Source organism: Amycolatopsis sp. NPDC005961, from assembly GCF_040629235.1.
Classification (GTDB): domain Bacteria; phylum Actinomycetota; class Actinomycetes; order Mycobacteriales; family Pseudonocardiaceae; genus Amycolatopsis; species Amycolatopsis camponoti.
The window spans coordinates 11,820-31,752 of sequence record NZ_JBEXVF010000082.1 but is presented as its reverse complement, the minus strand read 5'-3'; the positions used below and the strand labels follow the sequence as shown (position 1 = coordinate 31,752).

General features: G+C 71.2%; 17 protein-coding genes. 13 read left to right on the top strand and 4 right to left on the bottom strand.

The window, feature by feature from the left end; all coding sequences use genetic code 11:
- Nucleotides 1-11 precede the first annotated feature (11 nt).
- On the bottom strand, nt 12-1,376 hold the full coding sequence (gene eccD, locus ABZ342_RS42345; RefSeq protein ID WP_360485795.1) for a type VII secretion integral membrane protein EccD: 1,365 nt from the start codon (nt 1,374-1,376) through the stop codon (nt 12-14).
- A gap of 306 nt (nt 1,377-1,682) precedes the next feature.
- Here eccD and eccCa point away from each other — a divergent pair, with 306 nt between their 5' ends.
- From eccCa to ABZ342_RS42320, 5 genes are all read left to right on the top strand, one after another.
- A complete protein-coding gene (eccCa, locus tag ABZ342_RS42340) occupies nt 1,683-5,696 on the top strand; it encodes a type VII secretion protein EccCa (protein ID WP_155548890.1) in 4,014 nt (1,337 codons plus the stop codon).
- 103 nt (nt 5,697-5,799) lie between these two features.
- Nucleotides 5,800-7,806, top strand: coding sequence for a type VII secretion-associated protein (locus tag ABZ342_RS42335; RefSeq protein ID WP_360485792.1), 2,007 nt, complete (start codon nt 5,800-5,802; stop codon nt 7,804-7,806).
- Nucleotides 7,807-7,822: 16 nt separating this feature from the next.
- On the top strand, nt 7,823-8,179 hold the full coding sequence (locus ABZ342_RS42330) for a hypothetical protein (protein WP_155548892.1): 357 nt from the start codon (nt 7,823-7,825) through the stop codon (nt 8,177-8,179).
- A 254-nt stretch (nt 8,180-8,433) separates the two neighbouring features.
- Nucleotides 8,434-8,760, top strand: coding sequence for a WXG100 family type VII secretion target (locus tag ABZ342_RS42325; protein WP_155548893.1), 327 nt, complete (start codon nt 8,434-8,436; stop codon nt 8,758-8,760).
- Nucleotides 8,761-8,821: 61 nt separating this feature from the next.
- On the top strand, nt 8,822-9,115 hold the full coding sequence (locus ABZ342_RS42320; protein ID WP_360485789.1) for a WXG100 family type VII secretion target: 294 nt from the start codon (nt 8,822-8,824) through the stop codon (nt 9,113-9,115).
- A 125-nt stretch (nt 9,116-9,240) separates the two neighbouring features.
- Here ABZ342_RS42320 and ABZ342_RS42315 read toward each other — a convergent pair whose 3' ends face one another.
- Entirely contained in the window at nt 9,241-9,963 is a 723-nt protein-coding gene (locus ABZ342_RS42315; RefSeq protein WP_360485786.1) for a DUF4333 domain-containing protein, read from the bottom strand.
- A 28-nt stretch (nt 9,964-9,991) separates the two neighbouring features.
- Nucleotides 9,992-10,885: a hypothetical protein gene (locus ABZ342_RS42310; protein ID WP_360485783.1), complete on the bottom strand. Its 894-nt coding sequence runs from the start codon at nt 10,883-10,885 to the stop codon at nt 9,992-9,994.
- A gap of 273 nt (nt 10,886-11,158) precedes the next feature.
- Here ABZ342_RS42310 and rplM point away from each other — a divergent pair, with 273 nt between their 5' ends.
- The 3 genes from rplM to glmM all read left to right on the top strand — a co-directional run bounded on the left by rplM (nt 11,159) and on the right by glmM (nt 13,726).
- On the top strand, nt 11,159-11,611 hold the full coding sequence (gene rplM / locus ABZ342_RS42305; RefSeq protein ID WP_020643241.1) for a 50S ribosomal protein L13: 453 nt from the start codon (nt 11,159-11,161) through the stop codon (nt 11,609-11,611).
- Between the two features lie 14 nt (nt 11,612-11,625).
- On the top strand, nt 11,626-12,204 hold the full coding sequence (gene rpsI / locus ABZ342_RS42300; RefSeq protein WP_360485779.1) for a 30S ribosomal protein S9: 579 nt from the start codon (nt 11,626-11,628) through the stop codon (nt 12,202-12,204).
- A gap of 187 nt (nt 12,205-12,391) precedes the next feature.
- Nucleotides 12,392-13,726, top strand: a complete 1,335-nt coding sequence (gene glmM / locus ABZ342_RS42295) for a phosphoglucosamine mutase (protein ID WP_360485776.1) — start codon at nt 12,392-12,394, stop codon at nt 13,724-13,726.
- Here glmM and ABZ342_RS42290 read toward each other — a convergent pair.
- On the bottom strand, nt 13,712-14,593 hold the full coding sequence (locus ABZ342_RS42290; protein ID WP_360485773.1) for a cytochrome P450: 882 nt from the start codon (nt 14,591-14,593) through the stop codon (nt 13,712-13,714). The two genes, glmM and ABZ342_RS42290, sit on opposite strands and share 15 nt — an antisense overlap.
- 30 nt (nt 14,594-14,623) lie before the next feature.
- On the opposite strand from ABZ342_RS42290, the gene ABZ342_RS42285 reads away from it, so the two are divergent.
- The 5 genes from ABZ342_RS42285 (at nt 14,624) to ABZ342_RS42265 (ending at nt 19,904) form a co-directional block, all read left to right on the top strand.
- On the top strand, nt 14,624-16,168 hold the full coding sequence (locus ABZ342_RS42285) for a fatty acyl-AMP ligase (protein WP_360485770.1): 1,545 nt from the start codon (nt 14,624-14,626) through the stop codon (nt 16,166-16,168).
- Nucleotides 16,161-16,421, top strand: coding sequence for an acyl carrier protein (locus tag ABZ342_RS42280; protein WP_360485767.1), 261 nt, complete (start codon nt 16,161-16,163; stop codon nt 16,419-16,421). Before ABZ342_RS42285 ends, ABZ342_RS42280 begins: the two co-directional genes overlap by 8 nt.
- A gap of 144 nt (nt 16,422-16,565) precedes the next feature.
- On the top strand, nt 16,566-16,877 hold the full coding sequence (locus ABZ342_RS42275; protein WP_230863081.1) for a hypothetical protein: 312 nt from the start codon (nt 16,566-16,568) through the stop codon (nt 16,875-16,877).
- Nucleotides 16,877-19,426, top strand: a complete 2,550-nt coding sequence (locus tag ABZ342_RS42270) for a WXG100 family type VII secretion target (protein WP_360485764.1) — start codon at nt 16,877-16,879, stop codon at nt 19,424-19,426. Before ABZ342_RS42275 ends, ABZ342_RS42270 begins: the two co-directional genes overlap by 1 nt.
- A 19-nt stretch (nt 19,427-19,445) precedes the next feature.
- A complete protein-coding gene (locus ABZ342_RS42265; RefSeq protein ID WP_360485761.1) occupies nt 19,446-19,904 on the top strand; it encodes a hypothetical protein in 459 nt (152 codons plus the stop codon).
- The last annotated feature ends 29 nt before the right edge of the window (nt 19,905-19,933 follow it).

Here is a 19,933-nt window from a genome sequence, read left to right as displayed (position 1 = left end):
ACCCGATCCGGTCACTTGAAGTTCAGGTGCCGCAGGGTCGTGTACAGGTCCATCACGCCCAGGGCCAGCGGGAGCACGGAGGCGATGCAGAGCGCCTCGATGATCTCCACCGTGCGCCGCAGCGGCGGCGAGAAGCGCTGACCCGGGAAGATCACGCCGACCACGAGCGCGCCGGCGGCCAGCAGGATCAGGATGCCGAAGACGTAGAGCAGGCGGTTCTCCGCGCTCGCCGAGACCAGCCAGCCGATCGCGATCCCGGTCGCCGCGACGAGGCCCGTGGTGAGCAGGGCGACCGCCTGGCTGCCGTTCGCGTACGCGCGGGCGCGCAGCAGCAGCACGAGCGTCGCGACGACGCCGAGGATGATCCCGAACGCGCCGGGCGCGCTCGCGGCGATGATCGCGGAGATCGCGACCGTGACGCCGCAGCCGACCATCAGGCCGGTCATGTAGTCGTGCGCGATCGCCGTCCGGCGCTCGATCGCCCGGTAGTCCGGGAAACCGGAGTCTTCCTTGAGCTCTTCGGCGCTGCCCGGGACGTGCGGCAGCGGCAGCTTCGCGAGCCAGATGGTGGCGCGCGGCAGGATCGAGATGCAGGCGAGGGCGACCGCGACGGTGCCGGCCGCGATGCCGGCGGCCGGGTGCGCGACGAGCGTGCCGAACAGGAAGGCCAGCGCGCCGAAGGTGCCCGCGGTGGCCGCGGCGATGAACGTCGTGATGCCGGCGCCGATGACCATGATGCAGACCGACGCGACGATGATCACGAGGACCGAGCCGAGCAGCAGGTTCGCCCGCATCGACAGCCCGGGCACGATGTAGAAGCCGCTGACGAACGCCAGCGGCAGGCCGCCGGCCGCGGCGATCAGCACCCCGGTCGCTTCCGCCTGGTAGGCCTTGGCGAGCGTCGCGCCGACCGCGACGCACGCGATCGCGCCGATGCCGCCGGCGATGGCGGCGCCGAGCGCGTTGCCGCCGTAGAGCGAGCCGCTCATGAACAGCGCGATGGCGGCGACGACCAGCGCCAGCCCGCCCGCGACGTGCCCGAAGCGGTTCGCCGTCTCCTTGGTCCAGGGGCGGAAGCTGTCGGGGGAGGACTCCGCGATGGCGTCGACGACGTCGTCGTACAGCGGCGGCGGCGGGTTCTCGTTGCGCTTGCGCAGCTGGAGCAGCTCGCCGTCCACGACGCCGAGCGAAGCCAGGGTCCGGCTCGGGTCGAGCGGGGCGTCCCCGAGCTTGGCGAGCGCCCAGCCACCGTGGCGGGCCCCGCCGTCCGGCGACGACTCCTTGGCCATGTCCAGGAGCATCGGCAGGAGATCGGCGACCGCGACGTCGGCGGGCAGGGCCACGTCGATCCGCGTCGAGGGCGCGACGACCGTCACCCTGCTGAAAACTGTCGTGCCCGTAGCCACTGCACTGCCCCCGCTCGGTCGAGACTGCTCCCGGGGGAACTTATACCGAACCCCGGTGCCGACATCATCGAACGTCCGAAATTCACTGTCATCCACAGGTCGGGTCCCGGAACGCGGCGTTACTGTCGGTGGCAGGCCGTACACTCGCCGGACGAGGGTGGGGCAGCGTTCACGGGGGGTTCGGGCATCCGGCGGAATTCCCCCGCGGCGTTCGATAGGTTGTTCGCACACCTTGCGGTGGCCGCCATCGTCGAGTTTTGAATGAGGGGTCCTTCGATGAGCACGCTGCAGTTCAAGAAGTCGCCGCGGCTGGCGGCACCGCGTCCGCCGGGCGGTGAGGTGCACCTCGAGCCGCCGCCCGAGGTGCCGCGCGTCATCCCCGGCAACATCGTCATGAAGGCGCTTCCGGTCGTCATGATCGTCGCGTCGCTCGGGATGATGGTCTTCATGTTCCAGGCCAGCAACCGGAACCCGATGATGATGGCCATGGGCGGCATGATGGTCGTCGGGACGCTCGGGATGATGGCCGGCGGTGGCGGCAAGGGCGGCGGCGCCAAGCGCGCCGAGATGGACGAAGACCGCAAGGACTACCTGCGCTACCTGGGCCAGATGCGTGACCGCGCCCGCGAGGCGATGGTCGACCAGCGGGCCGCGCTCGAGTGGGTGCACCCCGACCCGCAGTCGCTGTGGTCGCTGGCCGCCAGCCGCCGCATGTGGGAGCGCCGCCAGAACGACCAGGACTTCCTGCACCTGCGCGTCGGGCGCAGCTCGCACCGCCTCGCGACGCGGCTGGTCCCGCCGCAGACCGGGCCGGTCGACGAGCTGGAGCCGATCGCCACCCTCGCGCTGCGCCGGTTCGTGCGCGCGCACTCGATCGTGCCGGACCTGCCCACCCAGATCACGCTGCGCGGGTTCGCCGCGGTGAGCATGCAGGGCGACCGGGCGCTGACCCGCGGCCTGACCCGCGCGATGCTCGCGCAGATGGTCACCTTCCACAGCCCCGACGACGTCCTGATCGCGGTCGCCACCGCGGGCCGGGCGAAGGAGGAGTGGGAGTGGGCGAAGTGGCTCCCGCACGCCCAGCACCCGACGCTCGCCGACGGCATCGGCCAGCTGCGGATGATGGCCGGCTCCCTGGCCCAGATCGAGAACTGGCTCGACGAAGAGCTGCGTGACCGCCAGCGGTTCTCCCGCAACGCCACGCCGGCTCCGGACCAGCCGCACGTCGTGATCATCATCGACGACGCCGAGGTCACCCGCGAAGAGCAGATCATCCTCGAAGAGGGCCTGGTCGGCGTCACGCTGGTCGACCTGTCGGACTCCATCGGCAACCTCGCCGCCCGCCGCGGCCTGCGGCTGGTCGTGGAAGCCGACCGGCTGGGCGCGCGCAGCGCCGGCGGGGTCGAATGGTTCGGCCGCCCGGACACCCTCAGCCTGGTCGAGACCGAGTCGCTGGCCCGCCTGATCTCGCCCTACCGCGTCGGTGGCGCGGCGGGGCAGGACACGAGCGACGAAGAGCCGCTGCTGTCCAACCCGTCGCTGCTGGAGCTGCTCGGCATCCCGGGTGATCCGATGACGTTCGACGTCCAGCAGGCGTGGCGGCCCCGCCCGATCCGTGACCGCTACCGCGTCCCGTTCGGGGTCGGCGAGTACGGCCAGCCGGTGGAGCTGGACATCAAGGAAGCCGCCGCCGAAGGCATGGGCCCGCACGGCCTGTGCATCGGCGCGACCGGTTCCGGCAAGTCGGAGTTCCTGCGGACGCTGGTGCTGGGCATGCTCGCCACGCACTCCTCCAGCACGTTGAACTTCGTGCTGGTCGACTTCAAGGGTGGCGCGACGTTCCTCGGCCTGGACAAGGCCCCGCACGTCTCGGCGGTCATCACCAACCTCGCCGACGAGGTCACGCTGGTCGACCGGATGAAGGACGCGCTGGCGGGGGAGATGAACCGCCGTCAGGAAGCGTTGAAGAACGGCGGTAACTTCAAGAACGTCTGGGAGTACGAGAAAGCCCGCGAGAACGGCGCCGACCTCGACCCGCTGCCCGCGTTGTTCATCGTCTGTGACGAGTTCTCCGAGCTGCTGGCGGCGAAGCCGGACTTCATCGACCTGTTCGTCGCGATCGGCCGGCTGGGCCGGTCGCTGCAGATGCACATGCTGCTCGCCTCCCAGCGCCTCGAAGAGGGCAAGCTGCGCGGCCTCGACTCGCACCTGTCCTACCGGATCGGCCTGAAGACGTTCTCCGCGGCGGAGTCCCGCGCGGCGATCGGGGTGCCGGACGCGTTCGAGCTGCCCTCGGTCCCCGGTGGCGGCTACCTCAAGTTCGACACCTCGACGCTGGTGCGGTTCAAGGCCTCCTACGTCTCGGGCCCCTACCGTCCGGCCGGTATCCAGGCCGCCGGGCCGGCGGCGACCGTGGTGCGGGCGGACAAACGCCCGCAGCTGTTCGTGCCGGACTTCGTGGAACTGCCGAAGGAACCGGAGCCGGAGCAGATCGAGGCACCGAAGGAAGTGGTGCAGCAGCAGCCCGAGGAGGCGGTCGAACCTTCCGAGCTGGACGTCATCGTGTCGCGGCTGATCGGGCAGGGCCCGCCCGCGCACGAGGTGTGGCTGCCGCCGTTGAAGGACCCCAACTCCCTCGACACGTTGCTGCCCAACCTGAACCCGACCGACGACCGCGGGCTGTCCCCGGTCGGCTTCTTCGGCAACGGCCGGCTGCAGGTGCCGCTGGGCATCATCGACCGGCCGTACGAGCAGCGGCGTGACCCGCTGTGGGCGGACTTCTCCGGTGCGTCGGGCCACGGCGTGATCGTCGGTGGGCCGCAGTCGGGGAAGTCGACGATGCTGCGGACGCTGATCATGTCGATGGCGTTGACCCACACCCCGGAAGAGGCCCAGTTCTACTGCCTCGACCTCGGCGGCGGCACCCTGGCCGGCCTCGCGGACCTGCCGCACGTCGGTGGGGTCGCGGTGGCGCGGCGGGAGCCGGACAAGGCGCGCCGGATCGTGGCCGAGCTGACCACGCTGCTGACCGAGCGGGAAGGCCGGTTCGGGGCGATGGGCATCGACTCGATGACCGAGTTCCGCAACCGCAAGCGCCGCGGGGAGATCCGGGCGGATCAGGACCCGTTCGGCGACGCGTTCCTCATCGTCGACAACTGGCGGGCTCTGCGGGACGACTTCGAGGAGCTGGAAACCACGATCACCCGGCTGGCGACGCAGGGTCTGTCCTACGGCGTGCACGTGGTGATCGCGGCGAACCGGTGGGCCGACATCCGTCCGGCGATCAAGGACATGATCGGGACCCGGTTCGAGCTGCGCCTCGGTGACCCGACCGAGTCCGACATCGACCGGCGCGTCGCGGTGAACATCCCGGCCGGGCGCCCGGGCCGCGGCCTGACCCGCGAAAAGCTGCACATGCTGGGTGGCCTGCCCCGCATCGACGGGTCGAGTGACCCGGAGACGATCGCGGCCGGTGTGGCCGACGCGGTGGCGAAGATCAAGGGTGCGTGGCGTGGCCGGGTCGCGCCGCAGGTCCGCTTGCTGCCGGAGATGATCACCTACGACGAGGTGCTCAAGCTCGACCAGCACCGGGATTCCAAGCTGATCCCGATCGGGGTCAACGAAGAGGACCTGCAGCCGATCTACCTGGACTTCAACGCCGAGCCGCACTTCTACGCGTTCGCGGACGGCGAGTCGGGGAAGACGAACCTGCTGCGTCAGATCGCCCGCGGTATCTCCGAGCGGTTCACGTCGAAGGAAGCGCTGATCCTGCTGGTCGACTACCGGCGGTCGATGCTCGGCTTCGTGCAGGGTGATTCGCTGCTGGGGTATGCGGTGTCGGCGGCGCAGCTGGAGAGCATGGTCGGCGACGTCTTCAACTCGATGACCCGGCGGCTGCCGGGGCCGGACGTCACGCAGGAGCAGTTGAAGACGCGGTCGTGGTGGAAGGGCCCGGAGCTGTTCATCCTGGTCGACGACTACGACCTGGTGGCGACGTCGACGAACAACCCGCTGCGGAAGATCTCCGACTTCCTGCCGCAGGCCAAGGACGTCGGCCTGCACCTGATCGTGGTCCGCCGCACCGGTGGTGCGAGCAAGTCGATGTACGACCCGATCATCGGCAAGCTCAAGGAGATCGCGGCGCCGGGCCTGGTCATGAACGGTTCGCGCGACGAAGGTGCGCTGGTCGGCAACATCAAGCCGAGCGCGATGCCGCCGGGCCGGGGCAACCTGCTGACCCGCAAGTCCGGCAAGCAGCTGATCCAGGTGTCGTGGATCCAGCCCGACTGAGTACGGCGGCCGGGCGCGTCCGGCGACGGGGTAGGTTCCTCCTCGAGGGCGCGCCCCGTCGGCCGGGCGCGGGGGATCGCGACAAGTACTGCGGGAGCTTCTGGTGACGGTCCGGGTTGCGGTGGACTTCGGGACGTCGAGCACCTGCGTCGTCGCCTCGGTGAACGGGCGCGATCCGCAGGTCGTGGTGATCGACGGCCAGCCGCTGATGTCCTCGGCGGTGTTCGCGGCGGCGGACGGCACGCTGTTCGTCGGCCAGGAGGCCGAGCGGCAGGCGGCCGTCGACCCGGCGCGCTACGAGCCGAACCCGAAGCGCCGGATCGACGAAGGCGAGCTGCTGCTCGGGGACAGCGTCCTGCGCGTCACCGACGTCGTGCACGCCGTGCTGGGCCGCGCGGTCGCCGAGGCTCGCCGCCTCGCCGGTGAGGCCGAGGTCGACCTCCTGGTGCTGACCCACCCCGCGGACTGGGGTGCCATCCGCACCCGGCTGCTGCGGCAGGCGGCCGGCGGGCTGGCGCGCGAGGTCGCGCTGGTGCCCGAGCCGGTCGCGGCGGCGGTCTACCACGCGGCGACGTTCGCGCCGCAGGACGTGACGAACGACCGCACCGTCGAGTTCAGCGGCCGCCCCGGCGACGCGCTGGCGGTGCTGGACCTCGGCGGCGGCACGGTCGACGTCAGCGTGGTGCGGCGGCTGCCGCCGGACACCGCGCGCGACCGCGCCGGCCGTCCGCAGCGCGGCGGCTTCCAGGTGCTGGCCACCCGGGGCGATCCGGCCTTCGGCGGCGCGGACATCGACCAGGCGTTGCTGGAGCACGTCGGCTCGCTCGTGGCCGGCGCCGACCAGGACGCGTGGCGCCAGCTCGTCGAAGGGCGCGAGCTGGTCGACCGGCGCCGGCGCCGCGTGCTGCGCCAAGACGTGCGCGGAGCCAAGGAAACGCTGTCGCGGCACGCCTACACCGACGTGCCGATGCCGCCGCCGTTCGCCGACGCGCACGTGACGCGCGAAGACCTGGAACGGCTCATCACCGCGCCGCTGGGGCGCGCGGTGGAGCTGACGGTCGCGGCGATCGGCGACGCCGGCTTGCGGCCGAAGCAGCTCACGGCGATCTTCCTGGTCGGCGGGTCGAGCCGGATCCCGATGATCTCGCGGCTGGTGCACGAACGCACCGGCGTCGTGCCGACGAGCCTCGACCAGCCCGAGACGGTGGTCGCGCGCGGTGCGCTGCGCGCGGTGCTGGTGGACCCGGACCGCACGGGCGCGCTGCCCGGCGAAGCGATGGCCCGGCTGGGAGCCGTGCCGGGCGGCGCCCTCAGCCCCGGGGCGCAGCGCACCGAGGTCGTCCGCCCCGGCGACGTCGCCCCGCGCCCCGGTGACGCGGGCCAGCGTCCGGCACCGCCGCGCACGCCGGTCCCGCCCGCCAACGGGTTCCCGAACCGCGCCGCCCCGCCGCCGTCACCGCCCCACGGGCAGCCGGTGGCCCGGCCGCCGTGGGCGCCGCCCCCCGGCCCGCCCGGCAACCGCCCCGCCGCGGCCACCGCGGCGCCGGAGAAGAAGCGGAGCCGGGGCAAGCTCTACGGCCTCGTCGCGGGTGCCGTGGTCGTCGTGGCCGCGCTCGTCGTCACCGGGATCGTCGTGTTCGGCGACTCCGGCGGCCAAGCCGAGACGGGCCGGACGCTCTCGCAGTACGACTTCAAGTTCGTCGCGCCCGAGGACTGGGTGCAGACCGACGACCGGGTCGCCGACCGGCAGGTCGTCATCCACCCCCAGGAGTCCCGGGACGGCAACGACCTGCTGGTCGCGCAGGAGTTCGTGATGGACTACGACGCGACGGCGGACCCGCAGAAGCTGGTGGACTACATCAAGGGCGGCGTGGACGAGCACCCCGAGTACTACAGTTCGTTCAACCCGGCACTGTCGTACGCGGGCAAGACCGTGATCGGCTACCACGAGATCAAGAAGGACCGGCCCGACCTCCAGGTCGACTGGTACGTCGTGGCCAAGGGCCGGATCCGGGTCCACGTCGGCTGCCAGTACGCCACGGCGCAGCTGCGCGACCGGGTCGCCGCCGCCTGCACGCAGGCCGTGCGCACGGTCGAGATCCTCAACTGAGAGAGCAGGGCCCGCGGTGCCGTCCGAAGAGTTCGAAAGCGCCGCGTCGGCCTTCCGGCGCACCGGCGAAGACGCGGTGACGCACGCCCGGCGCGTCACCGGGAACGCGAAGGCGCGCAGCCGGCGCCACCACAGCGAAAACGTCGAACTGCTGAAGCGCGGTGGCCGCGGCACGAAGTCCGGCGACCCGACCCCCGGCACGCTGCGCGCCGCCGCCGAACGGTTCCGCCGCGCCCGCGGGCTGCCGGCCGTGGCGGTTCCGGATCCGGCCGATTCGGTTCCTTCGCGTTCGCAATCCTCCGCTCGTGCCCCTCGAACGGGTGACGAGGACGAAGACTTTTCCCAGATGCGAATCATGAATCGCGACGCCTGAGCACCGGCCGGTGATCGCTGTGCGTGTGCTAACCACGCTGGTGGAGAACATATTTCCGGGTGACGCGTCGCCGTCCCGGGTCGCCCGCGGAATACGCGCGGCGATCGGTTCCCGGCGCGAGCGTTCACGCAAGCAACTACTTGCGGGCAAAGCACGACAAGGGGGAACCGGACGTGGCAATGTCTGCGTCGTAGGGCCGTACAAACGAGCAAGAGCGGTACGGACAACATCACTCTTCTGAAGGGGGTACCGGTATGAGCGCCGGAGCCGGATTCCAGGGAACAGTTCAGCAGTTCACCGAGGCCGAAGGCCGCGTCACCGAGGTGCGCGCGGGCATGGACAGCAACCTCGTGACCCTTCGCGACCGCATCGAGGCCACCCGCGCCGGCTGGCAGGGTGACGCCCAGAAGGCGTTCGACAACGTCATGCGGCGGTTCGACGACGACGCCCGTCAGATGAACCAGGCCCTGCAGCGCATCGGTGACCTCCTCCGCGAGGCGGGCTCGAAGTACGAGCGTTCCGAGCAGCAGCAGCAGGAGATCCTGTCGGCCGTCAACAAGGGCTTCGACGCGCTCGGCTGAGCTTCACCCCTGAACTTCCTTTCCACCCGCCAAAACTTTCATCGCACAGAAGGAGCACATCATGCCTGATGGCGCCGGCATTGTCGTCAATTACGCCACCATCCACGCGGCCGCCGAGGACTGCCAGACCACCGGTGGCGAGCTGCAGCAGGCGTTCGACCGCCTGAAGGACGACCTCAAGCCGCTGGTCACCACCTGGACCGGTTCCGCCAAGGAGCAGTACGACCAGGCCCAGCGCACCTGGGACCAGAAGTTCGAGGACCTGAAGCAGGTTCTGGCGCAGATCGCCGCCGCCCTGCCGCAGATCGCCGACGGCTACCAGTCGACGGACAACGCCGTCGAAGGCCTGTTCTGAGCCGGTAGTCCCGGAAACCACGGCGGGCCCGCACTCCGGTGCGGGGCCCGCCGTTTTCGTTTGTCAGAGCCGGTTCGGGTCAGAACCGTTGTGCGGCAAGGGAAACTCAGTGCGGCAAGGGAAACTCAGTGCGGCGCGCCGACCTCGTACTCGGGCCGGTCGTTGAGCACCCGCACCGTCACCTTCTTGTCCTGGCCGCCGATCTTCACCGTGCAGTCGAACGTCGTGCCGTTCTCGGCGGCTTCGTTCGCCGGGCACTGCGCGTTCTTCACGTCCGGCTCGCCGTAGCTCTCGTTGAGGACCTTGACCACACCGTCCTCAAGGGACTGTTGCTCGAGCACGTTCCCGCGGAACGCGCCCAGCAGCCACGCGGCCCCGCCGCCGAGGACGAGCACCAGCACGGCGGCGCCCGCGATCAGCAGCGGCTTCTTCGACTTAGGCTTCTTAGCCGGTTCCGGGGAGAACGCCCCGAGACCGCCGTACTGCGACGGCTGGAACCCGCCGCCGTACTGCTGCGGGGAAGGCGGCGCCGGCCACCCGCCGCCGGGCGTGCCCGGCTGCTGAGGCGCCGGGTGCGACGGCGGCTGCCACGGACCGGGGTTCGGCTGCCCCGGCTGCCACGGCCCGGAGAACGACCCGCTCGGGCCGGGCTGCTGCTGCGCGGGGTTCCACTGGCCGGTGTAGGAACCGGAGGCCGTGCCCGGGTCGGCGTTCTGCTGCCACTGGCCGGCGTGCGGGCCGGTCGCCTGCTGCTCCGGCTGCCACCCGGACGGGGCGCCGGGCGGGTTCGCCGTCGGCTGCCACCACTGCGGCTGCTGCGGGTCGGGCGGCTGGGACGGCGGTGTCATCGGTGCTCACCTCGGGTCGTGGCGGTGGTCACTGGCCCTGCGCTTCGCCGAGCCGGCGGTAGAAGTCGTCCATGGCCGCCCGGTCGGGCAGCACGGTGATCTGCGCCGCGTCCGGCAGCTTGGGCATGTCCTGCAGGCTGGCCTTGCCGGTGAACCGGAAGTCGTACTTGAGCTCCACCTGGTGGCCGTCGCCGGAGAACTTGGCGTCCATCACGAACGAGACCAGGCTGCCGTCCGGGTTCAGCGTGATCGTGGTCGGCACCATGGCCTTGTTCAGCTCCGGCCCGACCTGGCTCGTGATGCTGGGCGGCAGGATCTCGACCTTGTTCTTGACGAAGATCTCGAACGGCACGGTGACCGTCAGCGCGGTCTTGCCGTCGCCGAGGCTCTTGGCCCCGCGGACCGCGCGCTTGTCGGCCTTGTAGGCGTCGACGGTCGAGTCCGCCATCCGGCACGGGGTCAGCACCCCGCCCCAGGCGCACGGCAGGATCAGGCCCGCCTCGGGCTTGGGCATCGACACCCACGCCGTCGGCGAGACGCCCTTCTGGACGTACATCGGGCCGAGGTAGGTGTATTCGACCGCGCCGTCGGCCGGCGTGTACGTGTCGATGATCTCGTCGGGGTTCTTCTGCGACCGGTGCCGCACCGCCCGGCTCTCCGGGCTGCCGGTGCGGGCCGACGTCACGGTGCTGTGGATCCACTTGTCGTCGAACTTGAAGTAGGCGTCCAGCGAGTTGGTGACGTCGCGCGTGTCGGTGATGGCGTCCCCGAGCTTGCCGATGACCTGCTCGAACTTGCCGCCGACGTAGTCCGCCGCGTCGTCGCCCTTCGGCAGCGCGGTGCCCGCCTTGGCCGTGCCGCAGGCGCTCACGAGGGCCAGGACGGCAGCCAGGACGAAGATCGCCGTCGGTCGTTTCCTCATCGCGTCCCCCGCTCGACTGTGCTCCCGGTGCCGGGCGCCCGGATCGTCTCATCCTCGCGTGTCGGGGCGTCGGGTGCGGGCACTTCGGCGGGAAAACCGGGTAGAGTCCGGCTGCGCCCGGGCCGGTCGGAGCCTGTACGGCCGTGCCAACCCACCCCGCTGCACGGCGGCGGTGGACGTGCGGGTATCTTCATATGTCGTTGTGCGTTGCGGCGCATCAGCGCGCTAGGCCCGCACAGAACCCACACGCAATGTTGACGACGAGGTAGACCCTTGCCCACGTACAGCCCCAAGCCCGGCGACGTCACTCGTGCCTGGCACGTGATCGACGCCGAGGATGTCGTGCTCGGCCGGCTTGCGACCGAGGTCGCCACGCTGCTGCGCGGCAAGCACAAGCCGACCTACGCCCCTCACATGGACACCGGCGACTTCGTCGTCATCGTCAACGCCGAGAAGGTCGCGCTCACCGGTAACAAGCGCGAGCAGAAGTTCGCCTACCGGCACAGCGGTTACCCGGGCGGTCTGCGGAAGCGCTCGTTCGGCGAGCTGCTCGACACCAAGCCCGAACACCTTGTCGAAAAGGTCGTCAAGGGCATGCTGCCGAAGAACAAGCTCGGCCGCGCCCAGGCGAAGAAGCTCAAGGTGTACGCCGGCCCGCAGCACCCGCACGCCGCGCAGCAGCCGCAGGCGCGCGAGATCACCAAGATCGCGCAGGTCGCGCAGTGAGTGAGGAACAGTCTGTGACCAGCACCGAGAACGAGACCCCCGAGGTCGCTGAGGCCACCGAGGCGACCGAGACCGGCGCCGTCGAGACCAGCGAAACCGCGACCAGCGAGACGCCGGTCGCCACGAGTGAGACCCCGGTCGCTTCGAGCGAGACCCCGGTCGCCACGAGCGAGAGCGCCACGGCGCCCCGCCCGTCGCGCGCCGCCGGTGGCAACGCGCAGACCGTCGGCCGCCGCAAGGAAGCCGTCGTCCGCGTGCGCGTCGTCCCGGGCACCGGTGAGTTCAAGCTCAACGGCCGCACCCTCGAGGAGTACTTCCCGAACAAGGTGCACCAGCAGCTCATCAAGGACCCGCTGGTCCTGGTCGAGAAGCCGGACTCGTTCGACATCTTCGCCAACCTGCACGGTGGCGGCGTCTCGGGCCAGGCGGGCGCGCTGCGCCTCGCGATCGCCCGTGCGCTCATCGAGGTCGACGCCGACGACCGCCCGGCCCTCAAGAAGGCCGGCTTCCTGACCCGTGACGCGCGCGCCACGGAGCGGAAGAAGTACGGCCTCAAGAAGGCCCGCAAGGCCCCGCAGTACAGCAAGCGCTGATCGCGCCTCTGGCGCAACCCACCGGAGCGCCCATCCGTCCATCGGATGGGCGCTTCGGCGTTTTTACCGGCGGTATCGTTTTCGGGCCCCGGGTCCGGAGCGACATCCAGGGGTAGCGCGGCCCGGGAGGGTCGCTACGTTGTGATGGTCGGTTGCGCTGGCGCAGCCGCACTGAGGAGGTCGATCGATGGCACGCCTGTTCGGTACCGACGGGGTACGTGGCTTGGCCAACGCGGAGCTGACGCCGGAGCTGGCGCTGGCCCTGGCGGCCAGCGCCGCCCGCGTGCTCGCCGCACACGACCGCTCGCACCGGCCGGTCGCGGTCGTCGGCCGCGACCCGCGGGCCAGCGGCGAGATGCTCGAGGCCGCCGTCGTGGCGGGCCTCACCTCCGCGGGGGCCGACGTGCTCCGCGTCGGCGTGCTGCCGACGCCCGCCGTCGCCTACCTGGTCGGCTCGCTCGAGGCCGACCTCGGCGTGATGATCTCCGCGTCGCACAACCCGATGCCCGACAACGGCATCAAGCTCTTCGCCGCGGGCGGGCACAAGCTCCCCGACGGCATCGAGGACGAGATCGAAGCCGGCCTCGCGGACGGCAAGGTCCGCCCGACCGGCGCCGGCGTCGGCCGCGTCCACGACGTCGACGACGCGCTCGACCGCTACGCCACCCACCTGCTGAACGTCACGCCGCACTCGCTCGCCGGGCTGAAGGTCGTCGTCGACTGCGCGAACGGCGCGTCGTCGGCCGCCGCGCCCGAGGTCTACCGCCGGGCCGGTGCCGAGGTCGTCGCGCTGTTCGCCGAGCCGGACGGCGTCAACATCAACGAGCACTGCGGCTCGAACCACCCCGACAAGCTGCGCGAGGCGGTCGTCGCGCACGGCGCCGACCTGGGCATCGCCCACGACGGCGACGCCGACCGCTGCGTGGCCGTCGACTCCGCCGGCGAGCTGGTGGACGGCGACCAGATCATGGCGGTGCTGGCGCTCGCCTTCGCCGAGTCCGGCGAGCTGGTCAAGGACACGCTGGTCGCGACCGTGATGAGCAACCTCGGCCTGCACCTGGCGATGAAGGCCCACGGCATCACCGTCGTCACGACGGCGGTGGGCGACCGGTACGTCCTCGAAGAGCTGCGCGCGAGCGGCTTCGCCCTCGGCGGCGAGCAGTCCGGCCACGTCGTGCTGCCGGCCCACGCCACCACCGGCGACGGCCTGCTCACGGCGTTGCGCCTGATGAGCCGCATGGCCGAGACGGGCAAGTCGCTCGAAGACCTGGCGGCCGTGATGAACCGGCTCCCGCAGGTCCTGGTGAACGTCCCGGTCGCGGACAAGGCGGCGGTGGCGGACTCGAGCGAGGTCCGCGACGCCGTCACCGAGGTCGAGGCCGAGCTGGGCGAAGAGGGCCGGGTGCTGCTGCGCCCGTCCGGCACCGAGCAGCTGGTCCGCGTGATGGTGGAGGCCACGGCCCAGGCGACCGCGCAGGCCGCGGCCGACCGCCTGGTGGGCGTCGTCTCAGCGGTTTCCTGACACGGTGACCACGGCCTTCGCCAGGCCGTGGAACACCGAGTGGGTCTTCCACACCACCTCGCCGACCTCGCAGCCGCCGTCGAGGACTTTCGCCAACGCGCCGAGGGCGATCTCGCCCTCGGCGAGCGCGACTCCTGACCCCGGGCACGCGTGGCGTCCCAGGCCGAACGGGAGCCCGTCGGTCAGGGACACCGCGATCGGGCCGTCCGGGCCGAAGCGCAGGACGTACCGGGCCGGGCAGACCGACGTCACCAGGTCACGCACGCTCCGCGGGCCGGAAGTGGCCAGCTCCAGGCCAGCGCACGCCAGGAAGTTCAGCGAGTTCTCGTACGCGGCGTGCGCCAGGACGACCGGGTTGAGCATCAGCTCGTCCTCGTTGAGCCGCCCGGCCGCGTGGGCCTCCCGCAACGCCGTCAGGCCGCCCGGCCCGGCCGGCGTCCGGCTCAGCTGCACCGCGAGCCGGAACGCCGACGCCTGCCCCGCCCGGTCGCTGCCGGCGAAGACGTCGAGGTTCGCCGTCGTCTTCTCCAGGTGGTCGAGGAAGACGTCGTCGAGCGGGACGCCGAGCACCGCCGACGTCACCGCGCCTGCCACCGGCCGCGCGAAGTCGCGCACGAGGTCGAACGACGCTCCCAGGCCGGCCACGACGGCCTCGATCGACGCGATCACGGCGTCCGGGAGCGGGTCCAGCCCGGCGATGATCTCCCGCAGCACCCCGCGCACCCGCGCGTGGCCGTCGCCGTCGCGCAGCAGGACGCTCGGCGAGCCGGCGCCCGGATCGGACGTCAGATCGGGGGAACGCAGGGCGTGCGCGCACGCGTCGCGGCCGGAGACCACGCCGATCCCGTGCCGTTCGAACTCGTCCATCGCCTGCCCACGGTAGGGCAGGATGAGGCCGTGCCGCCCGCAGATGTCCCGGAAGAGGTCCTGACCACGCCGTTCACGGACTACCTGCGCCGCAACGCCGCCCACGATCGTCCCGCGTTCACCTGCCGCACCTTCCCCGGTCCCGCCGACCACACCCTGAGCTGGCCCGAGGTGCTCGACCGCGTCCGTGGTGTCGCGCGTGAGCTGCGGCGCCGCACGCGGCCGGGGGACCGGGTGGCGATCGTCGCCCGCCAGGACCTCGGGTACGTCGTCGCCTTCCTCGGCACGCTCTACGCCGGTCGCGTCGCCGTCCCGCTGTCCGTCCCGACCGGCCGGGCCGGCCGCACCCGGATCGAGTCCGCCTTCGCGGACGCCGCCCCGGCGGCCTGCCTGACCTCCAAGGACCTGCTGGACAAGATCCCGCCGGTCTTCGCGCTGGCCGTCGAGGACATCGCGCCCGACGCCGCCGAGCCGCCCGCCGAGGTGGCGATGACCGACCCGGCGTACCTGCAGTACACGTCGGGCTCGACGCGCCGCCCGGCCGGCGCCGTGATCTCGCACCGGGCGCTCGTGGCCGCCTGCTGGCAGACCACCGAGTGCTACCACGCCGACGCGTCGACCCACCTCGCCGGCTGGGTGCCGTTCTTCCACGACATGGGTCTCGTGCTGCTCATCGGCACCCCCGTCTTCCTCGGCGCGCACTCGGTGTTCTTCACGCCGATGGAGTTCGTGCGCGACCCGCTGCGCTGGATCCGGCTGCTCGCCGAGCACCCCGGCGCGATCACCGCCGCGCCGAACTTCGCCTTCGACCTGGCCGCGGAGGCCGCCGGAGAGCTGGAAGACGTCGACCTTTCGCACGTCAACTCGGTCCTCAACGGCAGCGAGCCGGTCCGCGCGGCCAGCGTCGAGGCCTTCGACCGCGCCTTCGCGCCGTTCGGGCTGCCGCGCGCGGCGCACAAGCCCTGCTACGGCCTGGCCGAGGCGACGGTGTTCGTCACGAGCGCGGCCGACGAAGGCCCGACGGTCACGGCGTTCGGCCGCGGCGAGCTGGTGTCCGTGGGGCGGCCGTACGGCCAGCGGATCCGCATTGTCGACAAAGAGATCTGGGTGTCCGGTCCCAACGTCGCCGACGGCTACTGGGGCGATCCGGACCGCGGGGACACCTTCACCGAAGACGGCTGGCTCCGCACCGGCGACCTCGGCTTCGTCCACGACGGCCTGCTGTACGTCACCGGGCGGCTCAAGGACCTGATCATCGTCGACGGCCGCAACCACCACCCGCAGGACATCGAAGCCACCGTCGAGGCCGCGCACCCGCGCGTCCGGGCCGGGCGCGTCGCCGCGTTCGCGGTGCGGGACGGCCACGGCGAGGGTGTCGCGGTCGTGGCCGGCTGCGCGGCGCCGGACGCCGACGTCGAGACCGCCGTGCGGCGGGCCGTCTCCGCGGGCCACGACCTGCCGCTGCGTGCCCTGTGGCTGGTCCCGCCGGGCGCGGTGCCGCGGACCTCCAGCGGCAAGGTGTCCCGCGCCGCGGCCCGCGACCGCTGGTGGGGCGAGAATGGGCCCCATGACTGACGCGGGCGAGTACACCGACGAGATCAGGAAGATCGTCTGCACCGCGTTGCAGCTTCCGCTCGAGCGGCTGACCGACACGACGCCGTTCGACGCCATCGGCATGACGTCCCGGCAGCGCGTCCAGCTGCTCGCCCGGGTCGAGGTGCGCTACGGCGTCTCCGTCGACCTGGACGAGCTCGACCGGCTGGTGGACGTCCGCGGCGTCGCCGAAGTCATTTCCGAAGCGATCGCCGTGCAGCACCCGACCGGGTGAGTGCACTTGGGCAAAGCCCAGGTCGGCCGCTCGGCCGAACGCTAGACTCTGTGTGCATCCGCGACGGCACCGAACGGCGTCCGGGTGCGTCACAGTCCTGACACCCGGAAACAGGGGCTGTGGATCGAAGGGGGAAAGCCGAGCATGCCGAACGGTTACGAAGCGAGTTCCGAGGCGATGACGCGGGCGCAGATCCGCCTCAACGACGTCGCGGACGACCCGGCCGCCGAGGCCAAGAAGGTCGCGCCCACCGAAATCGCGCAGGCGGACTTCGGCCGGGTCCACGGTGACGGCTACGGCAAGTACAAATCCGGGATCGACGAGATCGGCGCGGGCATGACCGGGCTGTCGAACGCGCTGATGAACCTCGGCAGCGGGATCGGGACCGCCGGCTCCAAGTACACCGCGCAGGAGTCGAACGCCGGCGCACAGGCGAACGCGGCGGGGAGCAAGTAATGGCGGACTGGGCGGAAATCAAGAAGGTCCTCGACGACCCGAACGTCTCCATGGACAAGAAGTCCGCACTCATGGAGGCGTACGACAAGGCGACCTGGAACTTCAACGACGAAGAAGAGAAGTACGCCAAGGAATACATCGACGGGTATTCCGACCGGAACTGGCTGACGACCCCGCTCGCGCCGTCCGGATCCGACGACGACGTCGACAACGCGCTCAAGGAAGCCCAGCAGGACGGGGCGGCGAAGGGCAAGGAACAACAGGCCCAGACCGACCGCAAGAACACGGCGAAGAAGAACCTCGACGGAATCGCGGCGCCGACGCTGGGGGCCGGCGCGAAGACCTCCGACGAAATGCTCGACCAGGGCAACATCACGGTCGACTTCCTCGTCCTGTGGACCGACGAGATCTGGAACAAGATCAAGGGCGGGTCCGGCCACATCGACTCGCAGAAGGACCTCAAGGACAAGTTCCACGAGAACCGCGGGATCCAGTTCCAGAAGTTCCTCACCGAGGCCGACGACCTCGCCAAGGCGCACAAGGTCGTCGAAGACACGCTGAGCAAGAGCGACACCGAGCTCCAGACCCTCTTCGGGGAGTGGAAGGGCAAGGGCGCGAACGCGGCGGAGATCAAGTACGACGAGACGATCAAGCCGCACGCCAAGGAGCTCTCGCAGCAGATCGACGGCGCCGCGAAGCTGATCCCGCAGACCGTGACGCACGTCTACGACGCCGTCAAGAAGAAGGTCGACGAGGTCCTGCAGCTGCACCGCACGACGGTCGCGCAGGCCGACATCAACATGGCGAAGGACGTCCTCAAGATCGCCAACGGCGAGACCGAGGAGTTCGACGACTTCATGAAGGTCGCCGGCTGGGTCGACGCCGTCAACGCGAAGAACGGCAACCAGACGAACCTCGCCGAGCGGCTGCAGAACGACGACTGCGGCTTCAACGACGAGAACAAGGAGTACGGCCGCAACGTCTGCCGCTACTGGCGCGACGGCGCGTTCGCGACCGAGTACCAGGGCCTGATCAACGCCTTCAACGGCTCCTGCAAGTCCGCCAAGGACACGATCGACCAGCAGTTCGGCGCGCTCGAGCGGTACATGGACGGCTACCGCAACCAGCTCACCGAGGCCAAGGGCACGGACACCGGCGGCACGGACAAGGGCAAGGAGAACACCGGCGGCCCCGGCAAGAACGACAACGGCGGCGGGACCGGCGGCGGCACGGGCGGTGGCACCGGGGGTGGCACGGGCGGCGGTACCGGCGGGGGCGGCACGACGCCGTCGGCGGCCGAACCGCCCGCGGCCGCGGACCCGGCGAAGCCCGAGGACGGCAAGAACCCGATCACCGGGAAGCCCCTCGAGATGGACCCGGACACCGGCAAGCCGTACCCGATCGACCCGACGACCGGTGAAGCCATCAAGAACACCGACGACACCGACACGGTGTCGGTCAAGAAGGGCGACAACACGATCGAGATGTCCGAGCCCGACAAGCAGGGCAAGCAGGACATCTCCGTGGACGACGGCCACGGCAACAAGAAGGACTACCACCTCGACTGGGGTGACGACGACAAGGCCGAAGCGGGCAAGGACGGCAAGGACGGCGCCAAGGCCGCCGACGGCAGCTTCGGTCCGCAGGGCTCGCAGCAGGCCGTCAAGGACGGGCAGCCCTCGGCCGACGGCAGCTACAAGCCGGGTCCCGACGGCAAGATCCACATCAAGGACGGCAACCTCGAGATCACGGCCGAGCGGCCGGAGGGCCCGGACGGCCCGACGATCGTGACCGTCGACGACGGCAAGGGCGAGCCGACGACGTACACGCTCGACGAGAAGGACGACCCCAAGGCGAGCGACCTCAAGACCGGCCCGGCGTCGGCGACCGACGGCACCGGGTCCGCGATCCGGCACGACGCGGACGCCGAGCCGCCGCTGACGAAGGACCCGTCGCCGCCCAACCCCGACCCGGCGTTCACGCAGGGTGCGGCGGCCGGCGCGGGCGGGGGCGGCTTCACCACCCCGGGCGGCCAGGACTTCTCCGGCGACTTCGGCGGCGGCAGCGGTGTCGGCGCGGAGCCGGCGGTGGCCGTGGCCGACGCGGGTGCCGGCGGTGACTCCGGCGTGGCCGGCGGTGGTGGCGGCGACTCGACGACCACGGCCGGGGCGAGCGACTTCGGGTCCGCCGTCACGGGCGGCGGGTCGGCGGACTTCGCCGGTGCCGTGTCGCTGGATCCCGGTGCGCAGACGGGCAGCGACGCGTCGATGCCGATGTCCGACGGTGGCGGTCTCGGCGCGACCCCGGTCGACCCGGGCGGCCACCAGGCCGCCGCCGCGGGCTCGTCCGGCGGGATGAGCGGCATGGGTGGCATGGGCATGATGGGCGGGATGGGCGGCGCCCCGGGTGGCGGTGGCGGCGGCGACCAGCAGCGCGGGCCCAGCCAGTACCGCATCGAGGGCGGCGTCTTCGAGACGAGCGGGGCCAAGGGCCGGATCAGCGGCTCGCTGGACGACGAGGGTGACCGTTCGATCCGGTACGACCGGTGACCAGGGGCGAGGAGGGGCGATGAGCAGCGCCGAAGAGCGGTATCGCGCGGCGATCTCGACGATGGACGCCGCGGCGCGCGAGCAGGACGAGCAGCGGGGGCTGCGCGAACGCCGGGTCGCGGAGGCCGAGAAGCAGGCCCGCGAAGGGCTGAAGAACGAGCTCGCCGCCGCGCAGAAGTACGCCGAGCACATGGACGAGCTCACCAAGCGCAAGGAGAGCGCGGGCGGCTGGGCGACGGAGAAGACGCTGGCCGACAAGGGCCGCGAGTCCCTGATGGAGTTCGGCGTCGAGGACGAGGAAGCGGACACCGGCCGCACGCCGTACCCGACGCCGAGCTACGGCACCCCGCTGCCCGCGGCGGCGGCGGCCCGGCCCGAGCCGGTGCCGGAACCGGCCCCGGAGCCGTCGAAGCGGGGGCGGCACGCACGTCAGATCGAGGACGAGGACGACTTCTCCAGCACGAGCTGGCTGGTCTGAGTTTCTTCGGAAGGGCCCGGCTCCGGCCG